At 37.5% G+C, this 19,022-nt stretch carries 15 protein-coding genes; 9 read left to right on the top strand and 6 right to left on the bottom strand.

Annotated features, from left to right (window positions below):
- Positions 1–256: 256 nt before the first annotated feature.
- A complete protein-coding gene (locus tag ACTJJ9_RS18970) occupies positions 257–2,494 on the bottom strand; it encodes an EAL domain-containing protein (protein ID WP_145582633.1) in 2,238 nt (745 codons plus the stop codon).
- Between the two features lie 207 nt (positions 2,495–2,701).
- Here ACTJJ9_RS18970 and ACTJJ9_RS18965 point away from each other — a divergent pair, with 207 nt between their 5' ends.
- Positions 2,702–3,826 (top strand): NAD(P)/FAD-dependent oxidoreductase, encoded by a 1,125-nt coding sequence (locus ACTJJ9_RS18965; protein WP_440768805.1) that lies wholly within the window; start codon positions 2,702–2,704, stop codon positions 3,824–3,826.
- Between the two features lie 782 nt (positions 3,827–4,608).
- Here the strand turns inward: ACTJJ9_RS18965 and ACTJJ9_RS18960 are convergent.
- Genes ACTJJ9_RS18960 through ACTJJ9_RS18940 form a run of 5 tightly spaced genes read right to left on the bottom strand, consistent with a single transcriptional unit; the run spans position 4,609 to position 8,334 of the window.
- Complete coding sequence (locus ACTJJ9_RS18960) at positions 4,609–5,565, bottom strand: ABC transporter permease (RefSeq protein ID WP_145582631.1); 957 nt, start codon at positions 5,563–5,565, stop codon at positions 4,609–4,611.
- Positions 5,558–6,469, bottom strand: coding sequence for an ABC transporter ATP-binding protein (locus ACTJJ9_RS18955; protein ID WP_145582630.1), 912 nt, complete (start codon positions 6,467–6,469; stop codon positions 5,558–5,560). Before ACTJJ9_RS18955 ends, ACTJJ9_RS18960 begins: the two co-directional genes overlap by 8 nt.
- Positions 6,470–7,180 (bottom strand): ABC transporter ATP-binding protein, encoded by a 711-nt coding sequence (locus ACTJJ9_RS18950; protein WP_145582629.1) that lies wholly within the window; start codon positions 7,178–7,180, stop codon positions 6,470–6,472.
- A 2-nt stretch (positions 7,181–7,182) separates the two neighbouring features.
- Entirely contained in the window at positions 7,183–7,551 is a 369-nt protein-coding gene (locus ACTJJ9_RS18945) for a GntR family transcriptional regulator (protein ID WP_145582628.1), read from the bottom strand.
- Positions 7,552–7,554: 3 nt separating this feature from the next.
- Complete coding sequence (locus tag ACTJJ9_RS18940; RefSeq protein ID WP_145582627.1) at positions 7,555–8,334, bottom strand: hypothetical protein; 780 nt, start codon at positions 8,332–8,334, stop codon at positions 7,555–7,557.
- A gap of 606 nt (positions 8,335–8,940) precedes the next feature.
- Here ACTJJ9_RS18940 and brnQ point away from each other — a divergent pair.
- The 8 genes from brnQ to ACTJJ9_RS18900 all read left to right on the top strand — a co-directional run bounded on the left by brnQ (position 8,941) and on the right by ACTJJ9_RS18900 (position 19,012).
- Positions 8,941–10,254 (top strand): branched-chain amino acid transport system II carrier protein, encoded by a 1,314-nt coding sequence (gene brnQ, locus ACTJJ9_RS18935; RefSeq protein WP_145582626.1) that lies wholly within the window; start codon positions 8,941–8,943, stop codon positions 10,252–10,254.
- Between the two features lie 223 nt (positions 10,255–10,477).
- The gene (locus tag ACTJJ9_RS18930; RefSeq protein ID WP_145582625.1) at positions 10,478–12,103 is read left to right on the top strand and encodes a polysaccharide biosynthesis protein; all 1,626 of its coding nucleotides are present in this window, start codon (positions 10,478–10,480) and stop codon (positions 12,101–12,103) included.
- 208 nt (positions 12,104–12,311) lie between these two features.
- A complete protein-coding gene (locus ACTJJ9_RS18925) occupies positions 12,312–13,337 on the top strand; it encodes a LacI family DNA-binding transcriptional regulator (protein WP_145582624.1) in 1,026 nt (341 codons plus the stop codon).
- Between the two features lie 272 nt (positions 13,338–13,609).
- Positions 13,610–14,332 carry a ThuA domain-containing protein gene (locus ACTJJ9_RS18920; RefSeq protein WP_145582623.1) on the top strand — a complete coding sequence of 241 codons (723 nt, stop codon included), beginning with the start codon at positions 13,610–13,612 and terminating at the stop codon, positions 14,330–14,332.
- 33 nt (positions 14,333–14,365) lie between these two features.
- Positions 14,366–15,397 (top strand): Gfo/Idh/MocA family protein, encoded by a 1,032-nt coding sequence (locus tag ACTJJ9_RS18915; RefSeq protein WP_095299446.1) that lies wholly within the window; start codon positions 14,366–14,368, stop codon positions 15,395–15,397.
- A gap of 5 nt (positions 15,398–15,402) precedes the next feature.
- A complete protein-coding gene (locus tag ACTJJ9_RS18910) occupies positions 15,403–16,416 on the top strand; it encodes a Gfo/Idh/MocA family protein (RefSeq protein WP_095299466.1) in 1,014 nt (337 codons plus the stop codon).
- Between the two features lie 19 nt (positions 16,417–16,435).
- Complete coding sequence (locus ACTJJ9_RS18905; protein WP_095299447.1) at positions 16,436–17,404, top strand: sugar phosphate isomerase/epimerase family protein; 969 nt, start codon at positions 16,436–16,438, stop codon at positions 17,402–17,404.
- 417 nt (positions 17,405–17,821) lie between these two features.
- Entirely contained in the window at positions 17,822–19,012 is a 1,191-nt protein-coding gene (locus ACTJJ9_RS18900; RefSeq protein WP_145582622.1) for a class I SAM-dependent rRNA methyltransferase, read from the top strand.
- The last annotated feature ends 10 nt before the right edge of the window (positions 19,013–19,022 follow it).

The following is a 19,022-nucleotide window of genomic DNA, read 5'->3' as shown; positions in this document are numbered from 1 at the left end:
ACAGCACATATCTCCACTCTATACTTGTTTCTCGACAACTCAAGTATATAAGAATGGGTGATATTGTGCTCTTTTTTTCTTCAAATTGTTTTAAAACCCCAACATTTATTATAGAACCAAAAAAAGAGAGTGGCTCAAAACCAAAGGTTTAGACCCCTCAAACACATATATAGCTAATGATGAGATTCATTTACTATATACCGGTGTTTGGTGGAGGGGTTAGACCCTTTTGAGTCACTCTCTTTAATTTTATTTATTAAGCTGGTGTTAACATTTCCTCGAGCTTCTTTGATGGAACTGGTGGACTAAAATAATAGCCTTGAACCTCGTCACACTGCTCTGATAATAGGAAGTCGATTTGATCGATAATTTCAACGCCTTCTGCGATAACGGTTAGGTCGAGACTCTTTGAAACGGAAATAATGGCTTTGACGATCGCTGCACTTTGTTTATCAGAATTAATATTGCGAATAAAGGATTGATCAATTTTTAATACGTCTAACGGAAACTTATGTAAATAATTTAATGATGAATAGCCTGTTCCGAAATCGTCAAGTGAGATGCTAACGCCAAGACGTTTGAGGGCATTAAGCTTTTCGATTGATTGCTCCAAATCAATCATGGCCATTGTTTCTGTAACTTCAATATTTAAATATTTTGGCTCTAAGTTTGTTTCTTGTAAAATATTCGCGATTTTGTCGAGTATATTATATTGTTGAAATTGCCGTGCCGAAAGATTGATGCACATAGTAATTGGTTCATAGCCTTCATCCTGCCACTGTTTATTTTGTGTGCATGCTGTTTTTAGAACCCATTCGCCGATTGGAATGATTAATCCGGTTTCCTCAGCGATAGGGATGAATTCTCCAGGAGAAATCATTCCATATTTGTTCGAATTCCAGCGGAGTAAGGCTTCGACACCTACTAGCTTTCTTGTCTGTAGGTTTACTTTAGGCTGGTAGTGCAAGTGCAGCTCATTATTATGTAATGCATTTCTTAGTGCACTTTCCAGTAGCATTTTTCGTTTGTTCTTCTTAATCATTTCATCTGAATAATATTCAACAACATTTGCTCCCTTTGTTTTTGCGACGAACATTGCTGTATCCGCATTTTTTATAAGTGTATCCGCATCCTTACCATTGATAGGATATAAGCTAATGCCAATGCTAGGTGTCGTAAAAATTTTATGTCCCTCAATGATAAAAGGATGCTGAAAAACATAAATAATCTGTTCAGATAGTTCTGTTGCGATTTCTTGATTCGCATGCCGGATGACAATAGAGAATTCATCATCACTTTGTCTTGCGAGCAGACTCTTTTCTGAAACAAGTAATTTTAAGCGTTTTGCCACTTCAATTAATAGTAAGTCACCAATGTGAGGCCCAAGTGTTTTATTAATGATTTTGAACCGATTGATATCAATAAATAAAACCGCAAGCTGTTCCTGTTCAAATATAGGATTACCAATTGCCTTGTCTAAGTACTTTTTAAAATATTTCCGATTATATAAATTTGTTAAGCTATCAGTATAAGCAAGCTGTTTGATTTTTTCCTGCGCTTTTTTTCGTTCGCTAATATCCCGTGATATTGCAAGAGCATAATTTGCATCACCTAGACGGAGGATGCGGACACTAATTTCACTAGGGATTTTCTCCCCGGATTTAGAAATATATTCCCCTTCAAATGTTGTATAGCCCTTTTCAAGAAGCTTTTGTTGGGTTTCTTGAATTTTATCGAGACGGTCATTAGAGGTAATATCTAACGGCGTCATCGTCAGAAGCTCTTCTTTTGTATAGCCGAATCGTTCACATCCGATTTGATTGATATCAATAAAGTTTAGCGGCATACCATCGTTATCTAGTCCAAAAAGATAGATTGCATCATTTGCATATTCAAATATTGTTCGATATTTCACTTCGTTTTGAATTTGCTCTTCTCTCGCCTTTTTCTTTAACGATATGTTTCTTGAAATACTTAAAATCGCTTTTTGTCCATTGTAATCGATTGAAAAGGTAATTGTTTCAAGATGGATTTCCTGTCCATCCAAACTAGTTGCTCTTTGCTCAACTAAGTCTAGTGTGCTTTTTTCTTCTAAAAGCTTTACTCCCTCCATTGCCTGTTCCCGATTAGCTGGATGAAGAAAATGATAGACGGATTTTCCGAGCAATTCTTCTGGAGTATTTGCCCCAAGTGTCTTGGCTCCAGTTTGGTTGATATATAAAATCATTCCGTTTTGATGAATAACGACAATTTCGGGAATCTTTTCTAAGATAGCAAAATACGGATTATTTTGTTTTTGCTTCTCAAGTTCTTCATGATGACTCCTTTTTATTAAAATGTATAAAGGAGTGAGTGCTATGAAAAAAATGATACATATCACTGCGCTATGTAAAAAGGTATCCATCCTTAGAGGAAGAATAAAAAATGTCAAAAGGAAGGACGTAAAAAATAGGGTAATGGTCAGGTATATTAGTTTTCCAGTTTTGTTTTTCATTTTGTCAGTTCCTTTAATTAAGATACGCAAAGAATAAGTGAATTTTAGTAGTCTATTAGTCGTAGTTCTAACTTAATAGTATGAAAGAATTTTACCATAAAGTATGGCTTAGGTAAAAAGCATTATAGTAGAATGCTCACGAAATTGAGTGAGTCGAAGATGTCATGTAAAATAAGGATAAGAATACGAGAGAATAAGGTGAATAACGTGCAAAAAATAATCGTAATAGGTGCAGGGATACTTGGCGCTTCAACGGCATATCATCTTGTAAAAGCGGGAGTTGAGGTAACGATTGTTGATCGCCATGATAGGGGACAAGCTACTCGGGCAGCTGCAGGGATAGTCTGTCCATGGCTTTCACAAAGAAGAAATAAAGCGTGGTATCAGCTAGTGAAGGGTGGAGCGCGCTATTATCCGAGCTTAATTAAGCAGCTAGAAGAAGATGGTGAAAGTGATACAGGCTATAACCGTGTTGGTGCCATTTGCCTTCATACCGAGAAGGAAAAATTAGAGCAAATGGCTGAAAGAGCAAAAAAACGGAGAGAGGATGCTCCGGAAATTGGAGAAATAACGATTTTATCACCAGCTGAAACGAGACGTTTATTTCCACCGTTAGCTGAAGAGTATGGCTCTGTTTATGTTTCAGGAGGTGCTCGGGTAAATGGGCATGCAATGTGTGAATCATTAATTCGTGCAGCTATGAAAAATGGGGCAAGGTTTATTTCTGGAGATGCGAGACTTGTATGTGAGGATAACAATGTGAAGGGGGTTCAAGTGGAAGGTGAGACGATCCTAGCTGATAAGGTTATCGTAACTGGTGGTGCATGGGCGAGTGAGCTATTGAAGCCACTCGGGATACAATATGCAGTCACACCGCAAAAGGCGCAAATTATCCATCTTGAATTACCAGAAGCAGATACCGGAGATTGGCCAGTTGTCATGCCGCCGACAAATCAATATATCCTTACATTTGAAGCAGGCAAGGTTGTGCTTGGCTCAACGCATGAGAATGAAGCAGGCTTCGATCCTCGTGTGACAGCGGGAGGCGTACATGAAATTCTTGACAAAGCACTTGCAATTGCGCCAGGTCTCTCAAACGCAACGCTGCTTGAAACGAAGGTAGGATTTCGACCATTTACACCAGGATTTCTCCCGATAATTGGGGAAATGCCGACAATGAGCAACCTATTATTAGCAAATGGCCTAGGTGCCTCGGGCTTAACGAGCGGCCCTTATTTAGGAGCAGAAATGGCTAAGCTAGCATTAGGTGAAGAGCTGGAAATTGATCTTCATTTATATGATGTATCTGGGGCGTTGAGCTTTGTAGAGTAGCTAGTAAGTTTTTGCTGCTCTTTTTTTGGTGAAGATGAAAACGTTCCTTACAATGAAAAAACACCTCTGCCATTTTTGTGAGCAGGGGTGTTCTGCATGTAGATTCTAAAGGGTGTAAACCATTACTTTAATCGTAAAAACCGATAATTGATAAAGAAAGTATCCAAAGAAGCCGACAAGTGTAAAAAATACAAGAAATGTTGCTGGAAGAACCTTATTATTCATTTTACGAACCTCGCAATCTATAAAATAGTATCAATAGTATGTACCGTTTTTTTATTTTTTAAACATAATTGTTACAAAGGTAAATAGAATCGTAATTTTGGACTAATAGTAGGTCGTATTGCACATTATAAAAAAATGATGTTACAAAAACTTACATAAAGCCTTACAGGAAAGAAAAAAAGATGTATTGTAAATGTATCAAAAGTAAAGGGGCTGGCGTAAATGGTAAAATCAAACGTAGGAATCCTTGCATTTTTAGTATTAACGGTGAAAATTGCCTTTACGTATTAAGGTTAAACATATAGAGAGTTTGTAAGATGATGGCTGTCCCCGAATAGGTGGGATAGCTATTTTTATGGGGAATGAAAATGTGGGAAAGGCTATCAAAAAAATTGATAGAAAACATAGATGATGGAGGAAAAGAAGGTTTGTGAAACTATTTAAGGGATAGAGAATGGAATATATGAAAAACGATAAGCTTAGATACCTCATCAAAAGGAGGCTGAAAAAGAGAGGGAGGGGAGCCCTATTTTTTCAGCCTCTTTAATGGAGAAAGGTTATGCTGCAACGTCTCGTTTTCGAAAAACCGTAAAGGCGAGAGCGTGAAAGATAATGAAATAGACAATAAGCATCGTGATGGAGAATCCTAATGTCATTCCATCGATCGGTGGGACTCCATCGAAATAAACAGTTAAGTCTGTATTTGCGAATAAGATATATTTTGTCCATTCATATCGGCTTGCAAGTAGCATTGTTGCCGTACTGCCAGAGAATAATAAAAACATTGACACACCAATTGCAAGTGAGCTATTGCGAAATATCGCTGAAATCATGAACGAAAGCGTCGACATCATAATAATATCAATGGAAGATAAGAGATATTGTCCGATTAGATATGTTACAATATTTTGTTCCTCCACTTTCCCATTTACATAAGCTAAATGAGAGCTGTCGGTTGTCGGTGTGCCGAAGAGAATAAGTCCGACGATTGCTGATAGAACAAAGATGAACGCCATAAGAAACAAGCCGAATAAGAGAACCGTTATATACTTGGAAAGTAAAATTTTTGTTCTGCTTATAGGTCGAATTAAAAGCAGCTTCATCGTTCCCCATGAAAATTCTGAGGCAACCATTCCCGAGGCGATGATAATCATAAACATACCAGCGAACCCGAGAATCCCTTGTGAGTCAGAAACAAATGACCAAATATGATTATCTGTTTCTGGAGCGACATTTTGCTCTAAACGGTACTCGTTTATTGCAATTTCTCTCTCATAGTGCATTTTCATATTTGCATTTTTGTCTCCAAGCTCGGTTAAATTTTTCTGATCTGTTGCTATTTGTGCTTCAACTTCCTTCTTCCAGTCACTACTAGCTTCATGTGAAGATTGACTTTCTTCATATTTTAAGAGAGCTCCAGAACCTAGCACTGCAATCGCTAAAATAACGAGCATGACAATCGTTCCAGCGCGTTTCATAATTTTTATCCATTCGTTACGTATTAAATTAGACAATGTTTCTACCTCCTTGGTCTGTTATTTCTAAAAAGCGATCCTCGAGAGATTTTGCTATTGGTTTAACAGAATAAATGTTAATTTCCTCTTCGGTAAGCTGTTTAATAAGAAGCGGGATTTGTTCCTTATCTACTTGGACTGTGAAGCCATTTTCTGCGCATGTTGCGTTTAAGTCTTCCTGTAACCATTTTTTTGCTTCGCCTAGCTCACCTGTTTCAAATTCAAAGAGCTGCTCGCTACTCGGTAGCTCTGAGATATTTTGAATCGTTGTAAGCTCACCCTTTTGGAGAATTGCGATACGGTCACACATCATTTCCATTTCTGATAATAGGTGACTTGAAACGATCACGCTCATGCCCTTTTCTCTAGTAAGGGTTTTAAGATGATCGCGCATTTCTCTAATTCCAGCTGGATCTAGACCGTTTGTTGGTTCATCTAAGATTAATAGCTTTGGATCGTGCAAAAGGCATTGAGCAAGTCCTAACCGCTGACGCATCCCTAATGAGTAGGTTTTGACCTTGTCATGAATTCGGTCTGATAGCCGTACTAGTTTGATCACTTCATCGACCTTTTGTTTTGTAATTCCTTTATGCATTCTTGCGTATTGCATAAGATTTTGATATCCTGTCAAAAACTTATACATTTCTGGATTTTCGACGATTGCTCCGATATTCGCAACAGCGCCCTCAAAATCCTTTTGAATGCTTTTTCCGCAAACGATAATATCGCCCTTACTAATTTTCATTAAGCCGACAATCATGCGGATTGTTGTCGTTTTCCCAGCCCCGTTAGGACCTAAAAATCCAAAAACCTCGCCTTGCTTAACAGAGAAGCTAAGATTATGAATGATTGTTTTTCCTCTAATCGTTTTTGATACATTTTTTAACTGGAGTAGCTCTTTCATTTACGATCCCACCTCGATTTTATTTACAGCTGATTTAAACCAGTTTAATACGGATAAACCTTGTTCCTCGCGTAATTGCTCTACATTTTTCTGTCCAATGACAGAGCCATAATAAATGGCGATAACCTCATCTAAAAGGGATTCAATTTCATTGATTTCATGTGTTGCGATAAGAATGATTTGCTTATCAAAATCAACATATTGAAGAAGGCTTTTTACTATCGCATCTCTTACCATCGGATCTAGGCCGGAAAATGGCTCATCAAGAAGGATAACGTCTGTGTCTCTAGCTAATGTTGTGACAAGCTTAAGTCGCCCGCGATTTCCCTTCGAAAGTGATTTTACCTTTTTGTGACCATCTAGCTTCATCTCTTTTAGAAGCCTTTGAGCTCTTTCAAGATTAAAATCGGCAAATTGACTTGCGATGAAATCGATCGTCTCTTGAACAGTAAAGGTTTCGTAGAACATATCTAATTCAGTTAAATAGGCGACAGATTGACTTGTTTTTCTAGTAACTGTTTCGTCGTTTACCGTTACTATTCCGCTTGTCGGAAAGACGAGGCCAGTTATGAGCTTTAATAATGTTGATTTACCACTGCCGTTTGGGCCGACTAATCCGTAAATCTTTCCTTTCTCGAAGGTAAGATTGATCGTATTTAAGGCGTAATTGCTTCCGTATTTTTTCACTACGTTGCGTAATTGGACTGACATCGTTATTGTTCCTCCTCAAGATAAAGCTTCAAGCATGCCATCATTTGATCCTTCGTAACACCCATCTCACTCATTTTCTCGACAAAGGTTTTAATGATTTCGGTTTGGAGAGAGCCTTTGATTTCGTTAAGAAGCTGTTCATTTTCTACAACAAATGTACCTTGTCCTCTTCTTGTTTCCACGATACCCATCCTTTCTAACTCAGAATATGTTCGCTGGACTGTATTAGGATTAACCCCCATTTGGACGGCCATTTCCCGAACAGACGGCATTTTATCGCCGAATTTTTGCTTTCCTCTAACAATATCGATAATAATTTTGTCGGCAATTTGCATATATATTGGCTTTGATGATTGAAACTCGTCTGACACTGATTACACCTCTACTTTCCGTTCAAGTAATCTTGCAGCAGCTAAAACGAGGATAATAGATAAAATGACATAATAGAGAAAAGGTAGAACAGGTATTGTGCCTTCTCCAAAGTTAACTACCCAGTCTCCTTTTTCATAAGAAAACTCAGGAGTTGAGATGATTTTTACGGAAAATTTCGTCATCCAATCATTAATAATCGTTATTTTTAATAAGAGACCTTCAAAAATGTTATAAGCAATAAACATCGCTAAAATAATTAGCCATCTAAACGGCTTTAGCTTTGGATAATGTGCGCATGCATGGTAAAAAGCCCAATAGAAGCAGATCCAGCATGAGAAGAATATCCCTAGTAGTAGTATGAAAATATTTAAATAAACAATTGCCTCGATGAAAAACCCAACACCTATTTGCTCATATACAGATTTTCCGAACCAATATAAGCTAATTGCTCCATAAATCGATAAAAGAATTTGTAGGATCACTTGATAGGTAAGGATAACGATAAATTTTGATAAAAGTAAGGTTAGACTTGAGCGCGGACTATATAGCCATAGTTGATTTTTCCCCTCAATTTTTAAAAAAGAAAACATCATCAATGGTGTGTAAAGGATGAGAGCTAACCCAGATAAAATAAAGATGACGAATGTTCCCGCATGTTGTTTCGCATAGGAAGAATACCCAAAACCAGCTCCTAAAACGATAAGAAGGAGGATTAAAGATGTGAAAAACAGCCACCTAGAAATTTTAAAATCCTTTTTTAATAAACCTGTTATTGGACTCATAATTAGACTCCTTTGTATTAGTGTACTATTTGGATAGTACACTAATACATTAATATTCGTCAAGTAAGACTTAATTTTTTTTGGGGATATCATATAAAGGAGAGAGAAAGTTCATATTTTGAAATAATTTATTACACAAAATGAAATCGAGAAAAAATTGGAAATTATCAGAATTTCATAATATATTGACAGTATATATCCCCTTTGATAAATTATTTTATAATAATAAGAAATTTCAAAAATAGGCTGGCAAATTTATTAAAGGGAACTAATGAGCGAAGAAATTTTACAATGCTTTCGAATTGTGATGATTTCACCTGCGAATTCTGTTCGTTTCACGAAATAAAAAACTATGTTCGAATTCCTTCATTATTAGAGGGAACGTTAATAGAGTGCCTTAAGCTTATGGAATAAGGGTGGAAAAGCGAGATCATACTCGTCCCTATGCACGTACAGGGGCGGGTTTTTTAGTTGGTTAGGAAATGATCAATTGCTAACGACAGCTTAGTGTTTAGCTCCTCCCAGGTCACATATTTGTGTTTTGTTTGTCAAAGCTATTCAAGACGCATCATACGCTTTAGTCTGTTTAAAAGAAGGGAAAATAAAATGAAGAAAATCGATACTGTTTTAATTGGACTTATGTTATTTTCAATGTTTTTTGGTGCGGGTAATCTTATTTTTCCGCCTTTTCTAGGATTGCAGTCAGGTACATCGTTTTGGGCTGCAATGATTGGTTTTATCGTAACGGGTGTCGGGCTTCCGTTTGCAGTATTGTTTGCAATATCGCTAGTAAATGGTGGAGTTCAAGCAATTGGAGATAGAGTCCACCCTGTTTTTAGCACTGCATTTATGGTCATCATTTATTTATGTATTGGCCCATTTTTAGCAATTCCCCGTAATGCAAATGTGGCATATGAAATGGGGATTAAGCCTTTTTTAAGTGAGACTGCTCATTCACCGATTAGTTTGTTTTTGTTTACTCTCGTTTTCTTTGCGCTCGTTTATTTTGTTAGTTTAAATCCAGAGAAAATGGAAAAGTATATGAGTCGCTGGATAACACCAGTATTGCTAATCTCAATGGTTATTTTATGTGTTGTCGGCTTTGTAAAGCTTGATGGTGGGTTCCAAGCACCATCCTCTGCTTATTCGTCTGGAGCTTTTTCAAAGGGATTTATCGAGGGGTATAATACAATGGATGCCCTTGCTGCTCTTGCATTTGGGATTGTTATTTTGACATCAATCCAAAAAAGAGGAGTGTCAGACCGAAAGCAGCTAACAAACTATATGATAAAGGCAAGCCTAATTGCAGGTGGATTATTGTCGCTTGTTTATATTAGTCTAGGTGTAATTGGAGCAAGAATGGCCCAAGTAGGCTCATATGAAAATGGAACAGATATATTATCGTCTGCAGCAACGCTTTTATTAGGACAAGGTGGAAAGACCTTACTTGGAATCATTTTTACGCTTGCGTGCTTTACAACCGTTGTCGGGTTAACGACAGCATGTGGTCAATATTTTTCAAATCTTATGGCAAAGGTTAGCTATAAAACGGTTGTCCGCTTAGTTACTTTAGTAGGATTAATTCTTTCAAATTTAGGTTTAAATCAAATTTTGAAAATTTCCGTTCCCTTCTTAGTTACGGCATATCCTTTAACAATTGTTCTAATTGCCTTAACGTTTTTTCATCGGTATTTTAAACATCCACGAATGGTTTATGCGACGACCATTTTGTTTACGGCAATCTTTGCAATTATCGGTGGTTTGAATGCCTTTGGATTGAATCTCGGTGTCCTGCAAGTAATGATTGGATACTTACCATTCGCTACGTACGGGCTGGAATGGATTGCGCCTGCGTTAGTAGGCTTGCTTCTTGGGCTTGTCTTAAGTCAATTTAGTAAGGCAGCTAAAAGCATAGGTTAGGTTGATAGTATAACGTTCTTAATTGTATAAAAAGAAATGAAACTCTCCTATAATGGATGAGTTTCTTTTTTTGTCCTTTAAGTATGAGAATGGAGATACAAGAATAAAGTACTTCATAATCGATATTCTTCTAAAATCCGAATGGATATATATGTTAATATAGAATGATGAGAAAATTAGTAAGAAGAAAGATTTAATAGAAGTTAGTAATTGAGGTGTTTTAGTGGAGAGTAAATTTATAAGAGGAACTTTCTTTTTAACAGCAGCAAGCCTAATATCTAAGATTTTGGGCTTCATTTATATTATTCCGTTCACGGCCCTAGTAGGGACACAAGGGTATGCGTTGTATAAATATGCTTACGGTCCGTATACAATTTTGTTAAGTATTTCAACAATAGGTCTTCCACTTGCTGTTTCCAAATTTGTTTCGAAATATAATGAATTAGGTAATTATCGAGTTGGTTTAACTCTATTAAGATATGGAATGTATTTAATGCTAATAAGCGGCATTATCTCATTTACTGCTTTGTATTTAATGGCACCATTTCTAGCGGAAATATTAATAGACGCAAATGATCCAACAGGTAATTCGGTAGAGGATGTTCAATTTGTTATTCGTCTCGTCAGCTTTGCTTTGTTAGTCATTCCAGCAATGAGTATTTTCAGGGGATACTTCCAAGGGAGCCAATCGATGGGCCCTTCTGCATTAAGTACAGTGATAGAGCAGGTAGTAAGGATTGTCTTTATCTTGGTAGGTGGATATGTAGCGATTCACTTTTTTAATAGCTCGCTTACAAATGCTGTCGGGATTGCAACCTTTGCTGCGTTTATTGGTGGAGTAGCGGGATTTATCGTGTTATTAATCGTATTCTTTAAACGAAGAAAATTAATAAAGAAACAAAGAGATATGAGTCCAAATAACGAAGACTTGAACATTCTTTCCATGTTTAAAGAATTGATTGGATATGCCATTCCCTTTGTTATTACTGGCCTTACAATACCGATTTTTCAGAACATTGATACGTTTACGATTAATGAATTGTTTCGGTCGATAGGTTACAAGCTAGATGAAGCAGAAACAATTAATTCAGTTATTGGCTTAGCGCAAATTCTCGTTATGGTTCCAGTTTCATTGGCAACAGCATTCGGTATGTCTTTAATACCTGGTATTACTTCAGCCTTTACTAGTGGAAGAGTGCAAGAAGTACAAAGTAAGATAACGCAAACTATGCAAATTCTTGTATTCTTTACTCTGCCAGCTGCAATGGGGTTATGTATTTTAGGAAAGCCGATTTATACGATGGTGTTTGGATTAGAAAACAGTCCTGAGTTAGGTGGGGGTATTTTACAATGGTACTCTTTAGGTGCCGTTATTTTTGCGCTGTTTACAGTAACAGCTGCCATTATGCAAGGAATAAACGAGCAAAAGAAATTAATCCTAGGTATTATATTCGGAATTATTTTAAAGATAGCTTTCAACTTTCTACTCGTACAATATATAGGTGAAATCGGTCCAATTTTAGCTACCTATATTGGGTTTATTGTCTCGATTATCTATAACATAGTCTTCATTAAGAAAAAGCTCCAATACAAGGTATTGCCATTACTTCAAACATTAAAGGAAGTTTTCTTGTTAGTTTTGGTCATGTCAATCGCTGTTTGGATTGTGAAGCTTTTAACAGAGCTATGGCTACCTGAAGCTCTAGGCTTATATTCGAGATCACTTCTCACCTCAATCATTTCCGTATGTGCAGGGGTGTTCGCTTATTTAGGTATAGGCTCAAGGCTAAATGTAGTAAAAGGATTATCTTTAATAAAGAAACGAAATAAAAATTCAAAAGGCGAGTAAATACTCGTAATTGCCTTTTTAATCGAAAAAAACGGCTAAAACTAGGAACGAAGGGACATCCTTTAGCGGATGCTCCCTTTTTTAGTTTGAAACGAAAACTAATCGATATTTAAATTTTATTTATTTTCTACAAAATAAGCCATTGAACAAAAAATCATGCTGGTATATAATGTGATCAAAGTTAGTTAACCGTTTAACCGGAGGAAATATGAACGCAAAAATAACAATTAAAGATGTAGCTAAATATGCTGGCGTTTCTTCAGCAACTGTATCCTATGTCCTTAATGGGGTTAATAAGGTATCAGATGAAACGAGAGAAAGAGTTTTATCAGCTATTGAGCAATTAAATTATCAGCCAGACTTTACTGCGATTAGTCTTTCGAAAAGAGAGTCAAAAATGATCGGCGTCATTATGCCTTTGGTTGGTGATTCGCTTGCACCGCTTTTTAAAGAAAATCATTATATTAGCGAGCTGCTGAGTGGTGTCGAATATATGTGCCGGAAAAAGGGATATGATTTTCTCATATCTGGTATTTCAAAGGCTGAGGAATGCAAGACATGGGTGATGAAGCGAAATCTTGATGCAGTCATTGTACTCGGGAAGTTTCCGAAAAAAGTTTTCGCTGAAATGAAAGCGTTATCTACCCCGCTCATTTTTGTTGATTCGTTTGAACAGGATTTGGATTCATTTCATAATATTCGGATTGATGATGAGCATGGTGGCTATTTAGGTACGAAGCATTTAATCGAATTAGGACATCGAAAAATATGCTTCATCTCAAATGGCAGAGTGGACTCTGATGTTGATGGGCAACGATATCAAGGATTTAAGAGAGCATTAAAAGAAGCGAACATCGAATTAAATGAAGACATGGTCATGGAAGGAAGAATTAATTCATTTGAAAGCGGTTATAAGATAGGCGGAGAGATTGCAAAGGATAAGAGAATGACTGCCTTTTTTACTTCATCAGATATTACGGCATTAGGGATCATTAAATCTCTTACTGATTTAGGAATAAGCGTACCAGATGATTTTTCGATTGTCGGTTTTGATGACTTAATGATTAGCCGTTATTCGTCACCAAGCTTAACAACAATTCGCCAAGACGTATTCCGTAAAGGAGCGGTCGCAGCTGAGACAGCGATAGATGTTATTGAAGATAAGAAGGGGATTCCAAAGCTTACGGTGCTACCTGTTGAAATAGTTGTACGGAAAAGCACAAAGGCCATTTAAGGAGGTGATTTTAAGCAGATAAATAGGAAACGTAGCGAGTGTTAACCGGTTCACTAAATAGATAAATGTTGTTCTAACAAACTGGTCACAGATCATATGATGAAAAAGAATTTATAAACTAAGATTGTCCGAATGACATCGAGTCATTCAAAATCAAAGATAATGCAAACAACAAAGGAATGGGAGAATTAAGCTCACGGAGGACAAGATTTCGCTTTAGTAAATGTCATAGGTATCTCTTAAATAAACAAATAGATTAGGATGATGAAGAAATGACAAGAGTTACAGTTTGGAACGAAAATAGACATGAGCAGAAAAATCCAGTTGTCAGCGACATTTATCCAAAAGGAATTCATGGTGCTATTGCTGATTTTTTGCAGGCAGAAAATTACGAAGTGAAGACAGCTACTCTTGATGAGTCAGATCATGGATTAACAGATGAGGTATTGCAAAATACAGATGTACTTGTTTGGTGGGGACATCTTGCACATCACGAGGTTCAGGATGAAATCGTTGCAAAGGTGAAAGAGCGTGTCCTTGATGGAATGGGACTTATTGTGCTACATTCAGGACATTTCTCAAAAATCTTTAAAGAGTTAATGGGTACGAGCTGTGATCTAAAATGGCGTGAAGCAGATGATAGAGAACGAATTTGGGTCGTTGATCCGAGTCATCCGATTGCAGACGGAATAGGGGAATACATTGAGTTAGAGAAGGAAGAAATGTATGGAGAGCATTTCGATATTCCCGCTCCAGATGAACTAATCTTTACGAGCTGGTTTGAGGGTGGAGAGGTGTTCCGCAGTGGCTGTGTCTTTAAACGTGGTAACGGACGTATTTTCTATTTCCGTCCAGGTCATGAAACATATCCAACATATCATAACGAGCAGGTTCAACAGGTTATAAAAAATGCAGTCGCTTATGTAAAGCCTGTATCTCGCAAACGACCTGTTTACGGAAACGCAAAACCATTAGAAACAATTTCTGAAAAATAATCGAGATAAACATACAATGGGAGGAATCGTCTTATGAGTAAATTAAGAATTGGTGTTATCGGTTGTGGAAGTATTGCAAAATATCGTCATCTACCAGAATATGCTGCAAATAAAGCTGTAGAAATTGTAGCAGTATGTGACATTGTTGAAGAGCGTGTTAATGAAATTGCTAAAGTCTATCAAGCGAAGGCTTATACAGATTATAAAGAGCTGCTTAAAAGCGAGCAATTGGATGCAATCAGTGTATGTCTACCAAACTATTTACATGCACCAGTATCAATTGATGCTTTGAACAACGGTCTTCATGTTTTATGTGAAAAACCGATGGCAACATCTCAAGAAGAAGCAGATGCAATGATTGAAGCTGCTAAGAAAAACGGCAAAAAATTAATGATTGGGCATAACCAACGCTTCGTTCGTTCACATCAATTAGCGAAGCAATTAATTGAAAGCGGTGCAATTGGGAAAATTTATAGCTTCCGTACTGCGTTTGGCCACCCAGGACCAGAGGGTTGGAGTGTGGACGGTCGTGAGAGCTGGTTTTTTGAAAAGGAAAAAGCATATATTGGTGCAATGGGTGATTTAGGTGTTCATAAAACAGACCTTATCCGATATTTGTTAGGCGAGGAAATTACAGAGGTCGGTGCCTTTATCGAAACATCTGCTAAAGGGAACACAGATGTTGATGACAATGCTGTATGTGCGCTAAAAACAGAAAGCGGCATCATTGGAACACTAGCAGCAAGCTGGTCTTATACAGCAAAAGAAGATAACTCTACAATTATCTATGGTGAAAAAGCGATTTTACGCCTTGAGGATAACCCAACGTATTCACTTGTTGTCCAATATACAAATGGTGAGGTTGTGAACTATGAGCTTGGTAAAATCCAATCAAATGAAGAAGGTGGCCAAAATACATCACATGTAATTGATCACTTTGTTTCTTCAATTGTTGAAGATAAAGAGCCGCTCATTACTGGGGAAGAAGGAATGAAATCACTTGCTGTCATTTTAGCTGCCATTAAATCAAATGAAACAAAAACAATTGCTAAAGTGTTTGAGTGATTGCGATGAGTAAGCTACGAATCGGAATAATCGGTGTTGGCGGAATCGCTCAAGGTCGTCATATACCTGCATTTAAAGCGCTATCTGACGATTGTGTTATTACAGCAGTTAGTGATGTCAATCTAGAACGGGCAAAAGAGGTTTCCAAAACCCATCAAATCGATCATGTTTTTGAAGACTATCGAGATTTATTTAAAGAGGTAGATGCAGTTTGTATATGTACACCGAATAGATTTCATGCAGAAATCACTGTTGCTGCTTTAGAGGCAGGAGTCCATGTGATGTGTGAAAAGCCTATGGCACTTTCTTCAGGTGAGTGTGAAAACATGCTAGCGGCAGCAAGGGAAGCGAAGAAAACATTAGCCATTGCCTATCATTATCGGTTTATGAAAAACTCCCAAGCTGCGAAAAAACTAATGGGGCAGGTCGGTACACCACTTGTTACGAGAGTTCAAGCATTGCGGAGAAGAAAGGTACCAGGCTGGGGAGTATTTACAAACAAATCGTTGCAAGGTGGTGGAAGCTTAATTGATTATGGCTGCCATTTACTAGATTTAGCCATTTGGTTAATGGGAAGTCCGAAGCATATTTCTGTTTCAGGCAGTGCCTATCAAGAATTAAGCAAGCAACCAGACAGTATTAATGAATGGGGCAGCTTTGACCATGAAACCTTTGATGTTGATGACCATGTTACAGCCTATATTAAATTTGAAACTGGTGCATCACTTTTACTAGAAACATCATGGGCGGCAAATATTTTAGAAGATAAAGAGCATTTAAGTATTTCGGGTGTTAACGGTGGAATCAATGTCTTTCCGCTCGAGCTTTATACAGAATCCAACGGAATGCTGCTTAATAGTCAACCAGCATGGATACCTGGAGAAGAAGACCCAGGGCTTTCACAGGCGAAAAATTTCCTTGATGCATGTCTCGGTCGGGCAGAACTTGTTGTGAAGCCAGAGGAAGCGTTACAAGTATCACAAATTATTGATGAAATCTATCAATCTTCAACTAATTGAAAAAAGGGAGGAAATCATAATGAAATTAGGCGTTTTTACTGTGTTATTTAATGATAAATCATTTGAGGAAATGTTAGATCGTGTAAAGGAAGCAGGCCTACATACAGTCGAAATTGGTACTGGGGGATATCCTGGGAATAAACACTGTGATTTAGATGGATTGCTTGAAAGTGAAGAAAAGCGAAAAGATTATTTAGCAAAAATACAAGAGCGTGGTTTATCAATTAGTGCATTTAGCTGTCATGCAAATCCAATTTCACCTGATAAGGAATTTGCCAAAGAATGTCATGATACAATTTTAAAAACAATTAAACTTGCATCACTAATGAATGTCCCTGTAGTGAACACTTTCTCAGGAACACCTGGTGACCATGAAGGTGCAAAATATCCAAACTGGCCTGTAACACCATGGCCAAATGAATATGGTGATGTGTTGAAATGGCAATGGGAGGAAAAGTTGATCCCATACTGGAAAGAGGTTGGACAGTATGCACAAGAGCATAATGTAAAAATTGGTCTTGAGCTACACGGCGGCTTCCTTGTTCACACACCATACACATTATTAAAGCTTCGTGAAGCAACATGTGATGCTATTGGTGCGAATCTTGACCCAAGCCATCTATGGTGGCAAGGTATTGATCCAGTTGCAGCAATCAAAATTTTAGGGAAAGCAAATGCAATTCATCATTTCCATGCAAAGGACACATATATTGACCAAGATAATGTAAATATGTACGGCTTAACAGATATGCAGCCATACGGGGAAGTACAAACACGTGCATGGACATTCCGCTCTGTCGGGTGTGGTCACAGCTTAACAGAATGGAATGACATCATGAGCGCCCTTCGTACGTACAACTATGATTACGTAGTAAGCATCGAACACGAGGACCCAATTATGTCAATCGATGAAGGCTTCGACCGTGCCGTATCAAACTTAAAATCAGTTCTAATAAATGAAACACCTTCACAAATGTGGTGGGTGTAATTAGAAAAGCGTAAGCGCCTCGAACAGCACCGACAAGAATAAGACGAGTGAGAAATGAAGGTGTAGTTTACCTTCAATTCTCACTTGGCTTATGACTCGAGGTGCTAGGCGCTGGAGCTAGCCAAAGAAAAGCGTAAGCGCCTCGAACAGCATAGGGCAAATAAGACGAGTGAGAAATGAAGGTGCAGTTTACCTTCAATTCTCACTTGGTATATGACTCGAGGTGCTAGGCACTGAAGCTAGTCAAAGAAAAGCCCTTTAGACCATACACTTCACTCACTAAAAGGAAAGGAGACTCACTTCTTTCCTTTTTTTTATTTCTCCCCAAAACTTAATTAAATTTTCCTTTTCATCGAATTATCGATATGATAGAAAATGCACATAATAAAATGACTACGATAGAATGTTTGGTGAACTATGACAAAAACAACTCGACTTAATGTAAAAAAGGATTTTGCAAAAATATTAAAATCAGGTTTTCCTCTTATTAGTAAGGATGCAATTACAGCCTACGAAGGAATACAGGAAGGGACTATTATCGAGCTATTCGATGGTCAGCAATTTATCGGGAAAGGCTATTTTGGAGTTCAAAATAAAGGAATAGGCTGGATTCTGACGCGGAAACGAGATGAAAGACTTGATCAAAGCTTTTTTGATCAACGGTTAAAGAAAGCATTTGAGAGAAGACGGAATCTCTTTATCGACGAATCAACAACTGCTTTTCGTGTATTTAATGGTGAAGGAGACGGAATTGGCGGTTTAACGATCGATTATTATGATGGTTATTACGTTGTTAGTTGGTATAGTGAGGGAATTTACACGTTTAAGAAGCAGGTCATTGATTCTCTTTTATCTTTATTTGATGTAAAAGGAATATACGAGAAAAAACGGTTTGATGTGAAGGGGAAATATATTGAGGATGATGACTTTGTTGCTGGTGAGAGAGCAACGTTTCCGCTTATCGTTAAACAAAATGATATTCAGTTTGCTACCTATTTAAATGAAGGTGCGATGGTTGGGGTATTTTTAGACCAACGAGAAGTAAGAAATACGATTAAAAATAAATATGCAAAAGGTAAGCATGTGTTAAATACATTTTCATATACAGGTGCTTTTTCAGTAGCTGCTGCACTAGGAGGAGCTGTAAAAACAACGAGTGTTGACCTGGCAAATCGAAGTAAGCCTAAGACGATTGAGCAGTTTCAAGTGAACGGAATTGACGTTGAAGCACAGGATATCATTGTTGAAGATGTTTTTAACTACTTTCACTATGCTGTCCGAAAGAAGCTATCCTTTGATATGGTGATCCTTGATCCTCCTAGCTTTGCCCGTTCTAAAAAGCATACCTTTAGTGCAGGTAAGGATTATCCAGCTCTATTAGAACAGGCAATTGCGATAACGAAAAGGGATGGAATCATCATTGCCTCCTCTAATTGCAGTACATTTGGCATGAATAAATTTAAAGGCTTTATTGAAAAGGCATTTAAAGCAACAAAGGGGAAATATAAGATAGTCGAGGAATATAGTCTACCGAGCGATTTTCCAACGATGAAAGAGTATAAGGAAGGAAACTACTTAAAGGTAGTTTTCATTCAAAAGCTAGGATAAGACTGCCTCT

The organism is Metabacillus sp. 22489, assembly GCF_052044855.1.
Lineage (GTDB): Bacteria > Bacillota > Bacilli > Bacillales > Bacillaceae > Metabacillus > Metabacillus niabensis.
This window is presented reverse-complemented; position numbering and strand designations above follow the sequence as displayed.